Annotated in this window: 20 protein-coding genes; 10 read left to right on the forward strand and 10 right to left on the reverse strand. The window is 62.6% G+C overall.

The genetic code is table 11. From position 1 onward, the window contains the following. Positions 1–147: 147 nt before the first annotated feature. Both AC3CCE_RS30695 and AC3CCE_RS30700 read left to right on the forward strand, forming a co-directional pair. Positions 148–1,524: a M16 family metallopeptidase gene (locus tag AC3CCE_RS30695; RefSeq protein WP_352626801.1), complete on the forward strand. Its 1,377-nt coding sequence runs from the start codon at positions 148–150 to the stop codon at positions 1,522–1,524. Next, positions 1,521–2,381, forward strand: a complete 861-nt coding sequence (locus AC3CCE_RS30700) for a patatin-like phospholipase family protein (protein ID WP_023816285.1) — start codon at positions 1,521–1,523, stop codon at positions 2,379–2,381. Before AC3CCE_RS30695 ends, AC3CCE_RS30700 begins: the two co-directional genes overlap by 4 nt. Positions 2,382–2,549: 168 nt before the next feature. On the opposite strand, the gene AC3CCE_RS30705 is transcribed toward AC3CCE_RS30700, so the two are convergent. From AC3CCE_RS30705 to AC3CCE_RS30750, 10 genes are all read right to left on the reverse strand, one after another. Next, positions 2,550–3,086: a dihydrofolate reductase family protein gene (locus AC3CCE_RS30705; protein WP_352626804.1), complete on the reverse strand. Its 537-nt coding sequence runs from the start codon at positions 3,084–3,086 to the stop codon at positions 2,550–2,552. Positions 3,087–3,194: 108 nt separating this feature from the next. Continuing rightward, positions 3,195–3,863 carry a 4'-phosphopantetheinyl transferase family protein gene (locus tag AC3CCE_RS30710; RefSeq protein ID WP_352626806.1) on the reverse strand — a complete coding sequence of 223 codons (669 nt, stop codon included), beginning with the start codon at positions 3,861–3,863 and terminating at the stop codon, positions 3,195–3,197. Continuing rightward, positions 3,860–4,318: a GNAT family N-acetyltransferase gene (locus AC3CCE_RS30715; protein ID WP_352626808.1), complete on the reverse strand. Its 459-nt coding sequence runs from the start codon at positions 4,316–4,318 to the stop codon at positions 3,860–3,862. Before AC3CCE_RS30715 ends, AC3CCE_RS30710 begins: the two co-directional genes overlap by 4 nt. After that, the gene (locus tag AC3CCE_RS30720; protein WP_352626810.1) at positions 4,318–8,406 is read right to left on the reverse strand and encodes a Pls/PosA family non-ribosomal peptide synthetase; all 4,089 of its coding nucleotides are present in this window, start codon (positions 8,404–8,406) and stop codon (positions 4,318–4,320) included. The genes AC3CCE_RS30715 and AC3CCE_RS30720 overlap by 1 nt, the downstream gene beginning before the upstream one ends. Positions 8,407–8,711: 305 nt before the next feature. Then, the gene (locus AC3CCE_RS30725) at positions 8,712–9,893 is read right to left on the reverse strand and encodes an arabinose transporter (RefSeq protein ID WP_352626858.1); all 1,182 of its coding nucleotides are present in this window, start codon (positions 9,891–9,893) and stop codon (positions 8,712–8,714) included. Between the two features lie 30 nt (positions 9,894–9,923). Beyond that, entirely contained in the window at positions 9,924–10,358 is a 435-nt protein-coding gene (locus tag AC3CCE_RS30730) for a lipocalin-like domain-containing protein (RefSeq protein ID WP_352510796.1), read from the reverse strand. A gap of 56 nt (positions 10,359–10,414) precedes the next feature. After that, a complete protein-coding gene (locus tag AC3CCE_RS30735) occupies positions 10,415–11,431 on the reverse strand; it encodes a zinc-dependent alcohol dehydrogenase family protein (RefSeq protein ID WP_352626812.1) in 1,017 nt (338 codons plus the stop codon). A 25-nt stretch (positions 11,432–11,456) separates the two neighbouring features. Next, positions 11,457–11,852: a (R)-mandelonitrile lyase gene (locus AC3CCE_RS30740; protein ID WP_352497283.1), complete on the reverse strand. Its 396-nt coding sequence runs from the start codon at positions 11,850–11,852 to the stop codon at positions 11,457–11,459. A gap of 19 nt (positions 11,853–11,871) precedes the next feature. After that, positions 11,872–12,342, reverse strand: a complete 471-nt coding sequence (locus tag AC3CCE_RS30745; protein ID WP_352460531.1) for a cyclophilin-like fold protein — start codon at positions 12,340–12,342, stop codon at positions 11,872–11,874. Further along, positions 12,339–13,529 (reverse strand): MFS transporter, encoded by a 1,191-nt coding sequence (locus AC3CCE_RS30750; protein ID WP_352497284.1) that lies wholly within the window; start codon positions 13,527–13,529, stop codon positions 12,339–12,341. Before AC3CCE_RS30750 ends, AC3CCE_RS30745 begins: the two co-directional genes overlap by 4 nt. 147 nt (positions 13,530–13,676) lie before the next feature. Between AC3CCE_RS30750 and AC3CCE_RS30755 the strand changes: the two genes are divergently transcribed. The 8 genes from AC3CCE_RS30755 (at position 13,677) to AC3CCE_RS30790 (ending at position 19,434) form a co-directional block, all read left to right on the forward strand. Further along, positions 13,677–14,570, forward strand: coding sequence for a LysR family transcriptional regulator (locus AC3CCE_RS30755; RefSeq protein WP_352462987.1), 894 nt, complete (start codon positions 13,677–13,679; stop codon positions 14,568–14,570). A gap of 13 nt (positions 14,571–14,583) precedes the next feature. Further along, a complete protein-coding gene (locus AC3CCE_RS30760) occupies positions 14,584–14,931 on the forward strand; it encodes a hypothetical protein (RefSeq protein WP_352626815.1) in 348 nt (115 codons plus the stop codon). Between the two features lie 161 nt (positions 14,932–15,092). Further along, on the forward strand, positions 15,093–15,653 hold the full coding sequence (locus AC3CCE_RS30765) for a hypothetical protein (RefSeq protein WP_352626817.1): 561 nt from the start codon (positions 15,093–15,095) through the stop codon (positions 15,651–15,653). Further along, positions 15,643–15,993 carry a hypothetical protein gene (locus AC3CCE_RS30770; RefSeq protein ID WP_352626818.1) on the forward strand — a complete coding sequence of 117 codons (351 nt, stop codon included), beginning with the start codon at positions 15,643–15,645 and terminating at the stop codon, positions 15,991–15,993. The genes AC3CCE_RS30765 and AC3CCE_RS30770 overlap by 11 nt, the downstream gene beginning before the upstream one ends. Positions 15,994–16,112: 119 nt before the next feature. Beyond that, positions 16,113–17,120: a hypothetical protein gene (locus tag AC3CCE_RS30775; RefSeq protein ID WP_352626820.1), complete on the forward strand. Its 1,008-nt coding sequence runs from the start codon at positions 16,113–16,115 to the stop codon at positions 17,118–17,120. A gap of 212 nt (positions 17,121–17,332) precedes the next feature. Next, positions 17,333–17,914 (forward strand): ATP-binding protein, encoded by a 582-nt coding sequence (locus AC3CCE_RS30780; protein WP_352626822.1) that lies wholly within the window; start codon positions 17,333–17,335, stop codon positions 17,912–17,914. After that, a complete protein-coding gene (locus AC3CCE_RS30785) occupies positions 17,915–18,511 on the forward strand; it encodes a hypothetical protein (protein WP_352626824.1) in 597 nt (198 codons plus the stop codon). 2 nt (positions 18,512–18,513) lie between these two features. After that, entirely contained in the window at positions 18,514–19,434 is a 921-nt protein-coding gene (locus AC3CCE_RS30790) for a Kiwa anti-phage protein KwaB-like domain-containing protein (protein ID WP_352626826.1), read from the forward strand. Positions 19,435–19,488: the final 54 nt, after the last annotated feature.

The raw sequence follows: 19,488 nt of genomic DNA on the forward strand, positions 1-19,488 counted from the left end.
GCCGGCATCCTCTCCCCCTATAGTGACGGGGAGAGGGTCGCTGTCATCGTCGATTTCGCCAACCATCAGCGTCGTAAGAAGAGCGCCAGCGTCGCGGCGAGACCCCTTCTCCCCGTCACTATACGGGGAGAAGTGCCCGGCAGGGCGATGAGGGGCGGAGCTGACCTTGGCGATCAATGGCCTGATGCGATTGCTCATAGGCGCATCGCGGTTCTCCACGCCCTCGCCACACTGTTCCTCGGCATCTTCTTCCTCATCCTGCCGGCGCTTGCCGCGCACGCGATGGACATCCAACCGGTGACCTCGTCAAAGGGCGTCAATGCCTGGCTGGTCGAGGACCACTCCATTCCGATCATCGCCATCCGCTTCGTCTTCGATGGCGGCTCGACGCAGGATCCGGCGGGGCGGGAAGGGTTGGTCAATCTGATGACCGGCCTGTTCGACGAGGGCGCCGGCGACCTCGACAGCGAGGCCTTCCAGATCAAGCTTGACGATGCCGGCGCAGAGATGGGCTTCGAAGCGGCGCGCGACGGCACCTATGGCGCGATGCGGATGCTGGCCGAGCAGAAGGACGCGGCCTTCGACCTGCTCAGGCTGGCGGTCACCAGCCCGCGCTTCGACCAGGCGCCGATCGACCGCATCCGCGCCCAGATCCTGTCCGGCATCATCGCCAGTGAGCGTGACCCCAACACCGTCGCGCAAACCAAATGGCTGCGCGCGATCTATGGCGAACATCCGTATTCCAGGCCCGACCAGGGCACCAAGGACAGCATCGCCACCATCACGGCAGCGGATCTGGCTGCCTTCCACAAGGCCAATTTCGCCCGCAGCGGCCTGCATGTTGCGGTGGTCGGCGACATAGATGCCGCGACGCTGAAACGGAAGCTCGATGAGGTCTTCGGCGATCTGCCGGAAAAGCAGGTGCTGCAACCGGTTGCCGATACGGAGCTGAAGCTCGGCCAGCAGCTCGAGGTCGACTACGACCTGCCGCAGACCTCGCTGCAGTTTGCCTATCCCGGTGTGAAGCGCGATGCGCCGGATTTCTTCCCCGCCGTGCTGATGAACCAGATTCTCGGCGGCGGCACCTTCACCTCGCGCCTCTATGACGAGGTGCGGGAAAAGCGCGGCCTGGCCTATTCCGTCGATTCCAACCTGGTCGACCACCAGCATTCCAATGCGCTGATCATCACCACCGCGACGCGTTCCGACCGCGCCGCCGAGACGCTCGGGATCGTCAAGGAGGTGGTCAAGAAGATGGCCGAGGAGGGGCCGACCGAGGCCGAACTGGACGCCACCAAGAAATACTTGGTCGGCTCCTATGCCATCAGCAATCTGGATTCTTCCAGCGCCATTGCTGCGACCCTGGTGGAATTGCAGCTCGACAATCTCGGCATCGACTACGTGCAGCGCCGCGCGGCGCTCATCAACGGCGTGACGCTCGATCAGGTCAAGGCAGCGGCGAAGAAGCTGCTGACGCCGGCGCCCGCGATCATGAGCATCGGGCCGAAGCTGGAGGCCAAATGACAGGTCCGACTTTCGGTATCGCCTTTGGCGGCGGCGGCGCGCGCGGCCTCGCCCATATCCACATCGTCGAGGCGCTGGACGAGCTCGGCATCAAGCCCGTGGCCATCGCCGGCTCCTCGATCGGCGCCATCATGGGCGCCGGCATGGCCTCGGGCATGAGCGGCAAGGACATCGAGGACTACGCCCGCTCGATCCTCGGCCGCCGCGCCGAGGTGGCGGCGCGCATGTGGCGCTCGCGTCCCGGCACCATCGCCGAGGCGATGCAGGGCGGCATCCGCGTCAGCCAGTTCAACATAGAGCGCATCTTGAAGGCGTTCCTGCCGGAAGCCATCCCGGAAACCTTCGCCGAGCTGATGATCCCGCTCAAGGTGACGGCGACGGACTATTTCGGTCACAAGCTGGCCGTCTTCGACGAGGGCGACCTGCATTCGGCGCTCGCCGCCTCGGCTGCCATTCCCGCCGTGTTCCGCCCGGTGACGCGCGACGACCGCGTGCTGATCGACGGCGGCATCTACAATCCGGTGCCGTTCGACCTCATCGAAAACGCCGCCGACATCATCATCGCGATCGACGTCGTCGGTGCGCCGAGCGAGGCCGAGCGCAAGCACCCGACCACGGTCGACCTGATGTACGGCGCCACGCAATTGATGATGCAGTCGATCATCGCCCACAAGCTGAACCAGCGCCCCCCCGACATACTGATCCGCCCGCCGGTGTCGAAATACCGCGTGCTCGATTTCATGAAGATCGACACGCTGCTTGCCGAGACGCAGGAGGTCAAGGACGAACTGAAGCGCGAGGTGGAAAGAGTGGTCGAGGCGCGTGCCAAGGGCAAGCGGGGGAAGAAAGTAGGGTGAGCTGCCGATCTCCCCCCTCGAGGGGGAGATGGCCGGCAGGCCAGAGGGGGTCGTCTCGCGTGAAGCTAGACCTCCTACTGTCGATAGGAGGTTGCGTCAGGACGGACCGACCGCCTCTGTCGCCTTCGGCGACATCTCCCCTCACGGGGAGATTACCCCACCAGCGTCTCACACCCTCCCAGCCGCATATTCCAGCGCCACCACGCCATTGCTGAACTGTACGGTCGAGATCGGCTCCAACGCCACCGGCATATCGGGCGGGAACAGCTTCTTGCCCTCCCCGACGGAGCCAGGGTAGCTCAGCAGCCTGACGCGATCGACCAGACCATGGCGCAGCAATTCCCGCGCGACGCTCAGGCTGCCATGCACATAGATGTTGCCGCCGCTGCCTTGCTTCAGCGCCCGAACCGCTTCCGGCAACGCACCCTTCAGCAACTCGGCCGGTTTCCAGTCGAGTGCCTTCGGGCTTGTCGACGCGACATATTTCGGCAGCGCATTGAACCGGTCGGCGAAGTCTCCGGTTTCCTTGGGCCAAGAGCCGGCAAAAATCTCGTAGGTCGTGCGCCCCAGAAGCATGGCCCCGCTGTCGGCAAGCTCGTCCTCCTTGAACCTTTGCATCTCATCGTTCCAGGTCACGCTGGGCAGATTCTCGACCTCGGCGATGCCATCGATGCTGATGAACTCGGTGATAATAAGGTTTCTCATGGCGCTCTCCTTCTTCTGTCAAAGGACGAACCGCGTGAGCCTTTTGCGACCGCTCTGCGAAAAAAATGCGCTTTGTTGAGCAGCTGTCGGGCGCTGGCCCATTCGCGCTTAAAGGGGGGCGCTTCGGACACCATCGACAAACGCCAGAACGACCACGCACGGAGCAAGGCAGTAAACCAGTCTCGCTCTGCGGCCCGTCTTCGTCACAGCGTCGCCTGCGTCGAGATCGACGGTGATGTCCTCATAGCCCAGCACTTCGCGATCAAGCGGGTAGGCGGCCTTGTAGACAGCTTCCTTGGCGGCAAAAAGGATGCGACCGGCAAGATACGGGTCGGTTGCGTCGATCCGGTCAGCGGGGACTGCAACCAGCGCGAAGATGTCGTCGGGCAGGGGCAAAGCGGGCTCGATATCGATGCCGAGCGAGGCGACGTGGGAGAGCGGCGCGACGGCCGCCACGGCTATCTCGTCGTCGTGAGCCAGCGACCCCGTTACTCCATGAGGCCATACCGGTGCGCCGGAGGAGCCGCGGAGGATAGCGACGTCGTTCAAGCCCATATCCGCCAGCAGCTCGTGCGCGATCCACCGCGCCGCGCCACTCGCCCGCCGCATCAGCGGCAGGCGTGACGGGATGGAGCGTGCTTCCTGCGGCAGCAAATGGTTCTCATCGCCTTCGCGGATCGTGCGGCATCCGATCTGAACGCCGGCCGGTGCCATGGCGGCCATCGCCGCCAGCAACTGCGCCGACAGGCTGCCACCGGCATCGAGCGGGCGCGTCATGGCTGGCCGCCCCGCAGAGCGAGGTCGGCGATCATTTCCCCGTCCTCGTCGGGCCCTTCTTCGACGAAACCGGCAGCGCGATAGAGGCGGCGTGCCGCTTCATTCCTAGGTTCGTAGCAGATCGAAACGTGGCTGATGTGGCCGAGCCGCATGATTTCATCCAGCACTTCGCGCAAAGCGGCCTTGCCGTAGCCTTGGCCCTGATGGACGCGATCGATCATGAAGCGGTAGATCCGCGCCTCGTCGTCGTCCTCCGGCGCCTCGTACATCAGGAAACCGACGACGCGATCCCCTGCCATGACGACGCGCGGCCGTGCGTCCCCGTCGGTTTCGGCTTCGTCCAGCGACTCCGCATTGCTGGCGACAAAATCGATCTGATCCGCGGCCAGTTGCAGGGCCGCGACCAAGGCCCGGTTGGCCGCAGTCAGCGAAACGAGACGGACGTCTGCGCCCATCAAGCCGTTGCCTTGACGCTATCCTCCGGCACCGGCTCGACGAAGCGATGCAGCTTGGCCGGGTTGCCCCGCCAGATCGAGTTGGGCTCCAGCTCTTCGCCCTTCATCACGAAGGAGTCCGCGTCGACCATCGAGCCTTTGCCCATCACTACGCCGTAGTGGACAAAGGCGGAAGGTCCGAGCGTGCAACCATCGCCGATGCGGATGAAATCGGACTTGAACGCGCCTTCTTCCAGCGAGTGGGCCTGAATGACGCAGCCCTCGTTGAGCGTGACGTCGTCGCCGATCTCGACCAGCGAGCGCTCGGTCAGGTTGCTGCCGCCATCATAGACCCGGCTGCCGACCTTGACGCCGAGCAGGCGCAGGATCATCGGCCGGAACGGCGTGCCGGCGAACAGGCGCACGATCGGCGAATCCGCCAGCTTCCAGTGGCGTTCGTGGCGCCAGAAGGCGACGTCGTAGATCGTCGTCATCTGCGGCTTCAGCCGGCTAAAGCCAAGGCTTGCCCGCTCGACCAGAATGTAGAACGGAATGGTGATCGCCGAGGTCAAAAGCACAGCGGCGAACAGGGCGACCTCCGCCCATTCCGTATAGTAGTTCAGCGCCCGGTCCCAGATCGCCAGCGTGACGAACAGCATGACCCATTGCGTTGCCAGGAACAAAAGGATGGTCACCAGATTGTGCCGGTTCTTGTGCGGGATGCGCCGGCGCCGGTCGGTCTCGTCGACGCCGGCGATAAGCTCCTTGTCGCGGTTCACCATGCGCGGGATTTCAAAGGCAGGCGAACCGAGAAGGCCGACATTCTGGCGCACCGGCCCGTCGATGGGGATCATCACCTTGGTGCCGAGCAGCACGTTGTCGCCGGTGCGGCCGTCCGGGGGATAATAGATGTTGTTGCCGAGATAGTTGCGTTCGCCGATGCGCGTCGGCTCGAGCCTGAAGGCCGAGGCGGACTTGTGCATGTTGATCATGAACAGCCCGTCCGAGACCATGGTCTCGGTGCCGATCTCGCACAGAAGCGGATTTTCGTGCTGCTGGTTGGAGCCGAAATTGGAGCCGGTCTGCACCACTCTGTTTAGGTTCCAGCCGATGGCGCGCATGTAGTGCACGATGGCCGAGCTGTCGCCGGCCAGGAGCCCGAGCACGCGGGAATTGCTGGCGAATTCGGCGACGGTCTGCAGCCAGTAGCGGAAACCGTAAAGCGTGTAGGTGCGGCCCGGCTTCAAGATGAGGCTGGTCAGGCGCGGCACCAGCGTCGCTGCCAGGAAAGCCGCCGCGATATAGCCGAAAAGCGTGACCGTGGTGCCGATTGCGACAAGGCCGATCGTCTCCTGATAGTCGTCGCCGACATATTCCCAGTAGCTGTGGAACAGGAGCGGCAGCGGGGTGACGAGGCCAAACAGGCCGACCAGCTGCAGCGCTTCATAGAGGAAGCGCCGGACCTGGTAAGGATTGACATTGCGCACCTTGCAATAGTCCGCCGTGGTCGGCACTGCCGGCGATCCATGCCAGTGCTCGCCGTCCGGAATGCTTTGCCCGCGATGCAGCGAGGACGAATGGCCGAGCTGGGCACGGTCGCCGATGCTGGTGTCGATGTCGAGCGTGGAGCCGACGCCGACGAAGGCATCGCGGCCGATGGTAAGCGGTCCGGTATGGATGTAGCCGGCCTCGGCCCTGAAGCCTAGGATCATCGATTCCTTGCGCAAGATGGTGTTGGCGCCGACCGAGATGAGATCCGTGCAGACGGGCACGGACTTCGATTCGATGACGGCGTTTTTCCCGAGTTTGGTGCCGAGCAGCTGCAGATAGAGGCTGTAGAGCGGGCTGCCGCGGAACAGCACGACGGGCGCGGTGCGGATCAATGTCTTGACCACCCAGAAGCGGAAGTAGCGCACGCCCCAGATCGGAAACGCCTCGGCCTTCCACCGGCCGATGAGCACCCATTTCGCAAGGACGGCAAAGCCCGACATGCCGAAGAACACGGCGGCCGAGAGCGCCACGCACCGGATATAGAGCTGCAGCGGATCGTCGAGCGCGTCATACATCCAGTTGAGGCCGTCATTGATCGCCCAGAGCGCCACGTAGCTGTAGAGGCCGTAGAACGAAAGCTGCGCCGCGCCGCAGGTCCAGTAGGCGAAATTCGAGGCCCGGCGGGTGAGGACCGGCTCGTTGGTTGCCGTCGTCATCTCCTCCGCTACCCCCAGATGCAGCGCCAGGCGCGCCACTGTAGGATAGAGATAGATGTCGCGCATCGACGTAGTCGCCCATTCCTTCCTGGTGCGCACGCGCGCACAGAAATGGGCCATCAGCAGCGAGTTGGCGCCGAGATCGTCGAAGAAGTGGTCCTCGATCGACACCGCGTCGAATTTCAGCACCGTGGCCAGCGCTTCCGCCAGGAATCGCTCGTCCTCATTGCCGGGCGGCACCATCGTGCGATCGGCCGAAAGCCGGACGCTCGTCGGCTTCGGCAGTTGGCGCAGGTCTACCTTGTTGGAGACGGTCATCGGGATGGCGGGCAGCTCCTCCAGATAGGCGGGCACCATATAGTCCGGCAGCCGCCGCTTCATCGTCTGGGCGAGATCTCCTCGGGAAATCGCCGCTACGCCGGTTTTAAGCGCGTAATAGGCAACCAGTTCGACGCGGCCGGGCTCGATCTCCCAGGTGGTGACGGCGGCCTGCGCGATCTCGGGCTGGTCGAGCAGCACCGCCTCGATCTCGCCGAGCTCGATGCGATATCCGCGAATCTTCACCTGCGTGTCGATGCGCCCGGCATACTCGATCTCGCCGCTATCGTTGATCCGGCCAAGATCGCCGGTGCGGTAGATGCGCTGCGACGGGTTGTTCGGCAGGCCGACGAAATCGGCGATGAATTTCTGGTCGGTCAGGTCCGGCCTGTTGAGATAGCCGACGGCGAGCCCGATGCCGGCAATGCCGATCTCGCCCAGTTCACCGGGCTCGGCAAGCTGCGGCAGCGAAGCGTCGAGAATGACGATCGAGTAGGTTGGCAGCGGCGCGCCGATGGTCACCGGACGGTCCGGCGTCAGCGCTCCCATCGTCGCGGTGACGGTCGCCTCGGTCGGCCCGTAGGTGTTGAGGATCTGCCGGCCCGGCTTCGACCAGCGCACCACCAGATTGTGGGGGCAGGCCTCGCCGCCCACCAAAAGCGTGCGCAGGCTGGGCACATCCGATGTCATCGATGACAACAATGTCGGGCTGCAGGCCATGCAGGTGATGTCATGGAGGCGCAGGAAATCCGCCAGTTCCTCGCCCACCAGCGGCATCTGGCCAGGTGCCGGCACCACCGTCGCGCCGGCGACGAACGGCACCCAGATCTCTTCGGAGGAAAAGTCGAAGGCAATGGTCATGCCCTGATACACCCGGTCGCCCGGCCGGTAGCCATAGGAGGCGGCGGCGACGTGTATGAAATTGACGAAACTCTGGTGCGTGATGACCACGCCCTTGGGCTTGCCGGTGGTGCCCGAGGTATAGAGGATGTAGCAGATGTCGTCGTTCGCCTGCTGCTTCAGCGGCGCGGGCGACTGTGCTGAGATTTCGGCGGCGGCGCTGTCGATCAGTACATGGGGAACGGGCAGTTGACCGGCGCGCGACGCATAGGCGGCGATGGTGACGATCATGCTGACGGCGGCGTCTTCGATGATCAGCGCCATCCGCTCCTGCGGAAACGCGGTGGCCAGCGGCACGAAGGCAGCCCCCGCCTTCATCACCGCCAGCAACGCCACATAGGTCTCCGCCGAGCGGTCGAGGATGAGCCCGACCCGGTGGCCCGGCCGCACGCCGTGCTTGATCAGCATGCGGGCGAACCGGTTGGCGCGGCTGTTCAGCTCCTGATAGGTCCACACGCGCCCTTCGGAGATCACCGCCGGCAGTGCGGCAAACGTTACGGCGAGCTGCTCGAACACCGTATCGAGCCGCTCACCCGGCTGCCGGGCAAAGTCGGCGCCCGTCAGGACCTGGCCGTTCCTTGCCGGGCCGCGAGCGATCCGTGCCAGCGCATCGATGCCTGGCAGGCCGCCGATCGGTGTTGCCGCGTCGCTGTCCAGTTCGGCGATATCGTAGTCCATGTCCATACTTTCTCGTCCTCGCCGGGCATTGCCCGGCTGTTCATGCCGCCGCTGGAGCAGGCACTGCGCCGCCGCTGCGATTTTGTTGGTGGAGGGCTTCCAAAAAGGAAGTGCCCGGAATCCCGACGGGGAAGCTTATGCCACCCGATCTTTTCGCCGGTTTTTCCGAACTGTTGAATTTTGTTTCTGGAGTGTGTCTGGGCGGGGATTTGCCGGGCCCCGTCGACCCTTGCGGGGCAGGGGTTCAGCCTCAGTGGCGACCCGGAAAGAGACTATGAGCGAACCTCATGCGGACGGCGCCGGCGAACTGTCTACAATGGAGCGTTACGGCGACCCAGCAGCAGAGCGATGCCCAACGCCGGAAGCGTTGCCGCCGCAACGGCGAAGAAGACGAATTGCAGCCCGGTCGACGCGGCGACCAGGCCGAGCGCCGGACTGCCGAAGCCGAGCGCCACGTCGAGGAAGACGGTGTAGAGTCCCATGGCCAGGCCGCGGCTGCGCGACGGAAGACGGCTTACGGCCTCGGCGCCGAGGCCGGGATAGACCAGCGAGTAGCCGAGGCCAGTCAGGCCCGCTCCGATCGCGGCGACAACAGGCCCGGTCGCAAGCCAGATCAGCATCAGCCCTGCCGCCTCGACCACAACGAAGATCACAGCGACGCGTGCGCCCCCAAGCCTGTCGGGCAGGTGGCCGAAGCACAGCCTTGCCACGATCAGCGACGCGGCATAGGCCGTGAACGGAAGCCATACCGGCTGCCAGCCCCGCTCGGCGAAGAGCAGGGCGCCGAAGCCCAGAATAGCACCATAGCCGAGGCTGCTGAAAGCAGCTCCGACGCCAGGAAGCCAGACCGCTTTCGCCACGCTCCTCCATGACTGCGGCACGCTGCCCGCGGCGGCGCCGGTGCCGCGCATCGGCAGGATGGCAAGCAGCGTCGCCAGCGGCAGGAGGATCGTCGCGAGCGCGATCGCGGTGAAACCGCTCGCTGCATAAAGCGCAGATCCGACCGGCGCCCCCAGCGCGAGCGCCGCAAACATCGCCGTGCCCACCCAGGCTATGACTTTTCCGGAGTTCTGTCCGCCCGCAACGGAGAGGCCCCAGGCGACGCCGCCGGTGATGATGAAGCTCTCGGACGCGCCCAGCACCGCCCGTCCGGCGAACAGCGCCGATGCGGACGCTACCGGCCGGTCGAGCAATGCCAGCGAGCCGAGGTAAAATAGCCCGGCAAGGGCAGCGGCAATGAGGCCGACGACGACGGCGCGCTTGCCGCCGCGCCCATCGGCATAGTTGCCAGCCCCGATGCGCGACAGCATCGAGGCGACGAACTGGCTGCCCGTCACCAGTCCCACTGCGAAGGGGCCGAAGCCAAGCTGCTGGTGAAGATGCAGCGGCAGGACGGGTAGCGCCAGGCCGATCAGCAGGAAGCCGGCGAAGACAGCCGCCATGATCGGCGCCAGTTCCGCCATGACGCCATTTCGGCCTGATATCCGCGCCATTTTGGTCAATCGGTAATCCAACTGTTCGGATCAGTAGCGTTCGTAGGTTACGCGCCAGCCTTCGGCCGGGTTGTCAGGCGTGAGGACCAGTTTGTTGCCCGAGACCTCGAATTTGCGTTTCATGCTCTTGCCGACAAGGTTGCGGACCAGGGAGGACTCGATCGTGATGACGAAGGTCTTGTCCTGGTCGTTGATGGCGACCGGCCCGTAATAGGCTTCGTAGCCATTCGCCGTGTAAGGCGTGTCCGGCGCCTTGGGGTCGGGGTTCTGCGCCTGCACAGAGAGGGTGCCGGCCTCGGTGAAGATGACCTGGCCGGAATAGGACACGGGCTTGAGGTTTCCCTCGGCGCCGGCCTCGAGCGAAATCATGCGCCATGCGCCGATGATCGCGGATTCTTGCGAGAAAGCCGGCGTGGCGACCGAAAGCGCAAGCGCAAGCGCGGCAATCTTCAATCTCATAGTCATATGTCGTTGTTCCTTTTCTGAGTTGTGGGTACGCACAGGCGGTCCTCGATCTTTGCTCACACCGAAAGCATGACCTTGATGGCGCGACGCTCGTCCATGGCGCGGTAGCCTTCAGCGACCTCGGCCAGCGGCAGCTTGAGGTCGAAGACCTTGCCGGGCTTGATCCGACCTTGCAGCACACGGTCCATCAGGTCGGGCAGGAAGCGGCGCACCGGCGCCGGGCCGCCCAGCATGCGTTTCTGGCCGAAGAATAGTTTTTGGCCGTCGAAGTTCACGCCATGCGGCACGCCGACATAGCCGATGGTGCCGCCGGGGCGGGAGCAGGCCAGCGCCTGGTCGAAGGATTCTCCCGTGCCGACGCATTCCAGCACGGAGTCCGCGCCGACGCCCTTGGTGAGTTCCTTGATGAGGGCCACGCCTTCCTCGCCGCGCTCAGCAACGATGTCGGTGGCGCCGAAGTCGCGGGCGAGCTTTTGGCGGCTGGCGTGCCGGCTCATGGCGATGATGCGCTCGGCGCCCATTTCCTTGGCCGCAAGCACGCCCATCAGGCCGACCGCACCATCGCCGACCACGACCACCGTCGATCCTTCGCGGACCTCGGCTGCGTCGGCCGCATACCAGCCGGTGCCGAGCACATCGGACACCGCCAGCAGGTCAGGGATGAGGTCGGCCGGCGGCACTTCGGCGGTGGCGACCAGTGTGCCATCGGCCAGGGGCACGCGGGCATAAGGCGCCTGCGCGCCCGACATGAACTCGCGCTGCACACAAGACGACTGGAAGCCGAAGCGGCAATGCGGGCAGGTGTTGTCCGAGAGGCAGAACGACCCGACGACGAACTGGCCGGGGCGGACCGTGCGCACCTCTGCGCCGACCTCGACGACGATGCCGCAATATTCGTGGCCCATATGCATCGGCCCGGCGACCGGCTGCAGCCCGCGATAGGGCCACAGGTCCGAGCCGCAGATGCAGCTTGCCGACAGCTTGATGATGGCGTCCGTCGGCCGCATGATTTTCGGATCGGCGATTTCCTCGCAGCGTATGTCGCCCGGTTTGTGAAGAACGGTTGCAAGCATGTTGGTTCCTTTCGAGGGGAGAAGATCAGGTGCCGTAGTCGGCGTCGCTGACATGTTCCAGCCAGTCCACGACCTTGCCGTCCTTGACCTCCTGGAGGGCGATGTGGGTCATGGCGGTCTGAGGCGACGCGCCGTGCCAGTGCTTTTCGCCGGGCGCGAACCAGACGACGTCGCCCGGATGGATTTCCTCGACCGGGCCACCTTCGCGCTGCACGCGGCCCAGGCCGGAGACGACGATCAGCGTCTGGCCGAGCGGATGCGTGTGCCAGGCGGTGCGGGCGCCGGGCTCGAAGGTCACCTGTGCGCCTTGAACCCGCTCGGCGTCGAAGGGATTGAAGAGCGGATCGATCCGCACCGTTCCGGTGAACCAGTCAGGCGGTCCCTTGCCGGAAGGCCTGGTGCCGGCGCGAAGAATGTCCATGGTGATCTCCTTTGCGTCCTCAAATGCGCTCGATGCGAAGCGGGAATTTGCCGCGAATGTGCAGGGCCTGCTCGCCCTCGTCGAAGCGGCCAAGCCTGATCAGCCCGGGATGGCGGTAGTCGGCGTAGAACATGGCCAGGTTGCCCCAGGGCATGAAATAGCACAGGTCATAGGGCTGCTCGTCGGCGAACGGGCCGCTTCCCTCCTCGGTCAGCTTGCGTGGCAGATAGGCGATCTTCTCGTTATGGGCGTAGTCATCGATCTCGAGGTCGAGCGGCAGCATGGAGAAGAAGTCGCGCGCCGAGGGATTGTCGTAGAGCGTGGCGGTCATGATGCGGCCGTTGAAAACCATCCTGATCTTCATTTCGGTGGGCTCCTGGCTGACGGGAGATTGGCTTTCCTGGCTGGCGGCTGTGCGAGGCAGGGCCGCCACCGCGAGCGCGACGCCGAGCAATGTCCGGCGGCTGAGCGGCGCACGTTCGATCGTCATGGCAAAGACCTCCGGGCCATATGCGCTGCGGCGAGGGCGGCGAGCGCCGATCCGCAGAGCAGCAGCGCGCCCAGAGTGAACGGTGCCCACCAGCCGACCGTATCGAACAGCGTGCCGCCGATCGCCGCGCCGCCGGTGATGGCGAGCTGGATCACGGCTACCTGCAACCCGCCGCCGGCCTCCGCGTCGTTCGGCAACGTTCGGCTGAGCCACGTGCCCCAACCGACCGGCGCGGCCATGCCGAAGAAGCCCCAGGCAACGAGCAGCAGCGCTGTGGGACCCGGGAGTGCACCGAAGGCGATGAGCGCGGCGGCCAGCGCAGCCATGACCAGCGGGATGACGGTGAGGATGCTGAACAGACGCGTGCGCAAGAGCCGGCCGACGCACCATGTGCCGAGCACCCCGGCCAGCCCCATCGCCAGCAGGACCGCCGAGAGGGCGGCGATGTCGAGCCGCGTGACGTTCTCGAGGAAGGGCCGCAGATAGGTGAAGAGCGCGAACTGGCCCATGAACAGCATCATGATCGACGCCATGCCGGTGGCGACGGGAAGACGGCCGAGCAGCGCCAGCGGATTGCCGGCACGATTCCTGCGGCGCGGCGGCAGCGGCGGCAGGCTTGTCCATTGCCAGGCCAGCGCCAGGAGACCAAACGGCACGACGAGGAAGAAAGCGCCGCGCCAGCCGACATAGGCGCCAAGAAAACTGCCCAGCGGCGCGGCGATGGTGGCCGCAATGGCATTGCCGGCGTTCAGCATGGCGAGACCCTTCGGAACCATGTCTTGCGGCACGAGGCGCATGACGATCGCGGTCGACATCGACCAGAACCCGCCGATCGCGATGCCGAGCAGCGCCCGGCCGACCATGAGCAACGCGTAGTTCGGCGCGAAGGTGACAGCCAGACCGGACACGATGAGGAGGAGGGTGAAGCCGGTCACGACCAGTCGGCGGTCGATGTGGCGCGTGAGGCCGGCGACCAGCAGGCTGGTCACGACGGCGAAAGCGCCCGAAATCGAGATCGCCTGTCCCGCCCGGCCCTCGGTGATGCCGAGATCGGCCGCTAGCGGCGACAGCAGGCTGACCGGCATGAATTCCGATGCGATGAGCACGAAAACACATAGCGCCATCGACAACACCGCGCCCCATGCGGCGCGGTTTTCAACAAGCCTTGTGTCGTATGTGGTTTCCATGATTGGCATCCTGGCAAAGCGCCGGACGGATCAGCCGCAAATTCCCGTCGCTGCCAGAAGATATTGCAGGGGAACCCATTTAAGTAGACTAAGCAATCCGCATGGACTTATCTGCTCATGATATGAATGTCCGATGGGAGGTGCCCTATGCAGCGCGATGGCATGAAGGATCTGCTCTGGTTCGTGGCGGTCGCCCGGGAGCGCAGTTTCACCAGGGCGGCGGCAAAGCTCGGAACCTCGCAGTCGACCCTGAGTTCGACAATCAAGGAGCTTGAAGCTCGTCTTGGCGTCCGCCTGCTGACGCGTACGACGCGGAGCGTCTCTCCGACCGAGGCCGGCGAGCGACTTTTCCAATCTCTCGTTCCCCGCTTCGAGGAAATCGAATCCGACCTCGCAAGCCTGGTGGCCTTTCGCGACAAGCCCTCCGGAACGGTCCGCATCACACTGTCCGACCATGCGCTCCAGACGACCGTCTGGCCGAAGCTCCAGCCCTTGCTCAACGACAATCCCGACGTGCGCGTCGAGCTCTACAGCGACAACGGCATGAAGAACATTGTGGAGGAGCGCTTCGACGCAGGTGTGCGGCTCGGCGAGAGCATCGACAGGGATATGATCGCAGTGCGCATCGGGCCGGATTGGAGGCTCGTGGCCGTGGCTTCGCCGGACTATTTTTCCCGCCATCCGGTTCCGACCGCGCCCCAGGACCTGGTTGATCATGACTGCATCAATATGCGGCAGGCGACGTTCGGCGGACTGTATGCCTGGGAATTCGCCAGGGATGGCCGCGACCTTCGTGTGCGGGTGGAAGGCCAACTCACCTTCAATTCGTCCATTCCCATGATCGAGGCTGCGACAAGCGGCTTCGGCATCGCCTATGTCCCGGAAAACCTCGTCAGCCACCACATCGCCGATGGACGCCTCAGGCTCGTGCTTGACGACTGGAGCCCGCCTTTTGCCGGCTATCACCTCTATTATCCGAGCAGGCGACAGCTCTCCCCTGCCATGGCGGTGATCATCGACGCGCTCCGCCATCGCATCTGACCCCGAGACTGTTGTGGATCATGAAGCTGACCTTGCTGAATGGCAGGTTCTGCCCCCAGGCATCCTCAATGCCTGCGATTTGGCCGATCGGCGTTGCCGCGTCGCTGTCCAGTCCGGCGATATCGTAGTCCATGTCCATACTCTCTCGTCCTGGCCGGGCATCGCCCGGCTGTTCATGCCGCCGCTGGAGCAGGCACTGCGCCGCCGCTGCGATTTGACCGTTGTTTGTGGAGGACCGACGCTGCCAAAAAGGGAAGAATCCGGAATCCCGACCGGGAAGCTTATGCCACCCGAACTTTTCGCCGGTTTTTCCGAACTGTTGAATTTTGTTTCTGGAGTGTGTCTGGGGGCGCTCGTCTGACCCGTCCCCTTGTTGGCATTTGGGGGCGTGCTGCGCTCGCGGGAGGGATCAACCCTCGCCAGCGCGCCGAGCCGGAAAATGCGAAGCTCTCTTGACGATGAAAAGGTTCCGTCCTATCTCACGTGAGTAACGTGAGTTAGGTGATGACCATGAGATACCAAATGCTGCGCTCTGATCAGGAGCCCGTGCTTGCAGGAGCCTTGAATGGGAAAATCGCATTCGCGCGCATGATACAGGGCATCGACGTCAATCCAGAGACTGCTGCTCCGCTCTTCCTGGACTTTCGCGATGTACAGGTCGCGACTGCAAGCTACCTTCGCGAGTCCGTATTCTCGTTCAAGTCTTACCTACGGTTGACAGATTCAAAGTTCTACGCAGTCGCAGCAAATGTGAATGAATCAGTTTATGATGAATTTCAGATGGTTGCAGATGCGAAGAATGATGCCATCCTAAGCTGTCAGCTGAGCGAGGACGGCCATGTTTTCGATATTGGCCTTGTTGGCAAACTTGACCCAAAACAACAGATTACATTTGACCTAGTTAATAGACTCCGTGAGGCCGACGCAAACACCTTGAAAGAGCGCTTCGGCGAAACCGAGAAGACCACCGCTTGGAACAACCGACTCGCTGGACTGGCCGCTCGTGGCCTTATCCGCGAGTTTTCAAAGGGACGTGCCAAATATTACCGGCCCGTCGTGGAGGTAGGGAACAATGGGCGTTGAGTTTCTGAGCCGGACAAAGAAAACGATCCGCAAGACCATCGACATCCAGCGGGTGGCTTTGGCGACGCCTCATCTGTTCTCGGCGGTTCCTGGGGAGAAGCCCCAGGTCTATCTTGGAACGATCCGCTCCGGCGTCGCGGTCGCGGCAGGCGAGTCGTTCATCGTGGAATCTAGGAACTCCGGTTCAATCACATTCAGGCGTGGCAACGACACCGTTGGCTCGATGGACAATCCGTCAACGCAGATAGTCTCCTCCATCCAACAGTCAGGAGGGGTTGCTCGCGCGGTTGTTCAGCGCGTCCACACCATCTCAGGCAAAGTGGATGTCACGCTGTGCTGACCCACGCAACCAAGAGTACTGAACTCCAGACGCGCATGCTCACGGACAACCCTTACGCAAATACGATGTGCCTGGGTTGCGGGATCTGCCCGGAGCGACGAGTTTGTGGTGGCCTAAGCTTGGAGGCGCAGATTGTCGATTGCCTGCATCATTGCTGCGGCACGCCCGAGTTCTGCACAAAGGTATGCGCTAACAACACCGTGCTGTTCCCCCAGCAGTCGCGGGAAATCGGAGGTTTCGACCTGAACATCACGCCCCGCGCGCCTATTCGATCCATCACGCTTAAGGGGGATATCGTGGAACTGATCTATCACGGCAGCCGTCGCTCGCAGGCACTGGACGCGGATATCGTGGCGCTGAGGTTGGCGGATGTCGTGGACTTCCGTCGCAAACGGCCCAAGCATTCCAGCGCGGAGCAACTTCGTGAGGCGTTTCGCCTGATGCCGGATTGCAAGATCATCCTGACCGGCGTGGATCACGACAACAGGATTGAGTCCTGGTGGTCGCTCGGTTCCGCCCGTCCGGCGATCATTAGGGGGCTGGTTGCGCTCGGCATCCACATGGTCACCACGCCGAATTTCAGCCTCGTCCTAGATCATCCTCGCTGGGACGATCTTCACGCCATGAAACGTATAGCGCTGGTCTTCGCCGAGTTCCAAGAGAACGGTCTAGCGTGCGCATTGCATCCGAATGGGCGAACTTTTCAGGATTTCGAACGCTGGATGTCCTTCGTCGTCGAGCGTCCAGAGGTGCAGGCGCTTGCTTACGAATTCATCACCGGACCAGATCGGACTGGGCGACGGCAATTTCATCTCGATCGCCTCGCCGAACTCGCCGCCGCTGTAAATCGTCCGCTCGACATCATCATCCGCGGCAACCCACAGGTCATTCCTTTCCTGCGCGGGCATTTCCGCGAGGTCATTTATATCGACACGACGGCCTTTATGAAGACGCAGAAGCGTCGCATCGCCGAAAGAGTCGCGAATAGTGCTCTTGAGTGGGTCCCTTTCAAAACGCTACCCAAAGCCTTCCTCGATCCATTGCTAAGGATCAATCTAGAGGAGCAGGTGGCTTACCTTCGAGCCGCCTACTATAGCCTGCCGCCGCTGGCAGCCAGAGCAGGCTGAGGTGCGCCATAGATAGTCTGACCTTCGAACTGGTTGACGATATTGGGCTGGCCGCCTCAAGTGGACCGGGATGGGCAGCACGAATTCCGCCGCAAACCGGTCACGAGCTTGGTCCTCTACTGGAGCTTTGGCGTCTCGGCTATTTGCCGGACGCCCTTGGTCGATGGCTTGAGGCGCCAGGATTTAGGGAGCAACTCGCAAACGTCATCGCGATGACGGATTGGTTTAGGGCCGACGGACAGCAAGGTGTCATCACGGTTCGTAGTGTCGTCAAGAATGCCATGAATTGGCATGATTTCTCGATCAGGGCCAAAAACGCGGCTACCAGAGTGGGCGTGGGGCAGCAAGAATCCTGGCAACTCGTCGCGAGCCTCGAGGAAATTTACACCAACACCATCGAACACAGCGAACGCGCGGATACGGGCGTGGTCGCGTATGCCGCCCGGCGGGGCAGTTTCGAATATGTGGTATGCGATAATGGGATCGGGGTTCTGCGAAGTCTTCGCAAGAACCCCCTCTATGCCGGAGTGTTGGACTCGTGCACCGCATTGGAACTGGCGCTTAGCGAGGGGATCTCAGCAAAAGCCGAGCAGGGCCGTGGAATGGGTTTTCGTCCCATCTTTGTCGGCCTCGCCAATATTAGCCGAGTAGTGCGTTTCAGGTCCGGCGACGGGGCGCGTATACTGGCGCGCCAAACAGATGGAACACTGCCCTCTACCACCTTGCAGAGGGCTTGGATCGACGGACTCTTCTGTTCGGTCAAGATCGACGCTCAAGCACCAGGAGCACCATAAATGCAGTTCAGGGTGATCTCGGCTTTAGTTGTATTCTTGGGGTCTTACCTACCCTTGAGCCTCATACTTCTCGCACAGGACTTCGAGTACGCTTTTCTAGACCGCCCGCTTTGCTGGAAGGTGTGGGAGAGCGCCTGCTCGATACCGTTGAAAAATCCGGTCTTCGCCATTGGCATTTTTGTGGCCTGCTTAATTTGTTTCGTGCTGACCTTATGGGCACTTGCCGTGGTCAAGCCGAAGGACGAGATCGTCGTGCAGGAAGCAAAACACGTGCCCACCGACCTTATGAACTATACGCTTCCCTATGTCGTTTCTTTTATGAGCATCGACTATCAGGATATTGGGAAGCACATCGGAGTGGTCATCTTCCTAGGGTGGATGTTCTGGATTAGCTACAAGTCCGGCCAGATCATTCTGAATCCTGTGCTGATCGTCTTCGGCTGGAAGCTATACGACATCTCCTATAACCACGCCGCGTCGAAGCAGGTGCATAGCGCCAATGCCCTTGCTCACGGAAACATCAAACCAGGCGCGCGATATCGCCAGATTCCGGTTCAGGACATCCTGGTGATCAAATCCAGCACGGGAGGAGACTGACCATGCCGTTGCCGCAAAGCCTGGCCAATTTCGACATACATAATTCTACGGTTTCGGTGTGGCTCTTCAAGAAGTCCATCGCGCCGGGAGGTGCGCCGCGGTTCACGGGACGTCGCGTCGATACGGACGAAGAGCTCGACAACGCCTTAAAGGTGGCCCTCGCTCAGGCGCGGGACTCGATTCAGGACGTTACTCCCTACACACTCTTGGCGGCGGCGCAGGATGGGATTGCTCTCAGGATCGACGCCTTGGAGACCCACGCCGACGCAATCACTGCGCAGATGGCGGATCCACTTGCCGAAAAGAAAGTGAGATCGTTGAAGGAGGTACAAAACACCAAGTTCTATGTCGTGAAGCTAACCCATGGCGACAGCGCGATCTACGCGGTCCGAAGCACGGATAATTCTTGGCAGTCCAGGCAGGTTCGGAGCGCCATTTCCGTTATATTCAAGGACGAACAACTTGGACTCAATGAAGAGCCAGCCTTCAGCATATCCCGCCATGTTGATTTCTTCATCGCTGGCGAGGACATCATCATGTTGAGCAAGCCATCATTTGAAAAGGTGCTGAGCTACAAGCAGGCTCATGCCGAGGATTTCGTGGCCTTGCAGGCGGAACCGGCTTTCGCCGCCATTTTCTCCGATGTCGCTCCACTCGTGACATTCGTGGGGGAGAACAAAATCCATCTGCGCCGCGCCTGCGTCATCCGCCAGAAGGGCCATTATCTGGATGCGCAGTTTATGCAGCGGCTGCGCGACAATTTCCAGAAGTGCGGACTGAACTTGGTGTTTGGCCAAGACGGCAAGCTGGTCGCGACGCCGGAGACTTGCGCGGATATTGTTCGCGCCTTGCTTGACCACCGGTTGTCGTCAATATTTTCCGAACAGAACTATGACGTGCCCGATGCTACCGCCGTAGCTTGATATCTTGAGCAGGCCAGTCACGGTCGCCATTCCCCGTTCATGATCTGGCGCCTC

This window comes from Mesorhizobium sp. P160187, from assembly GCF_057766425.1.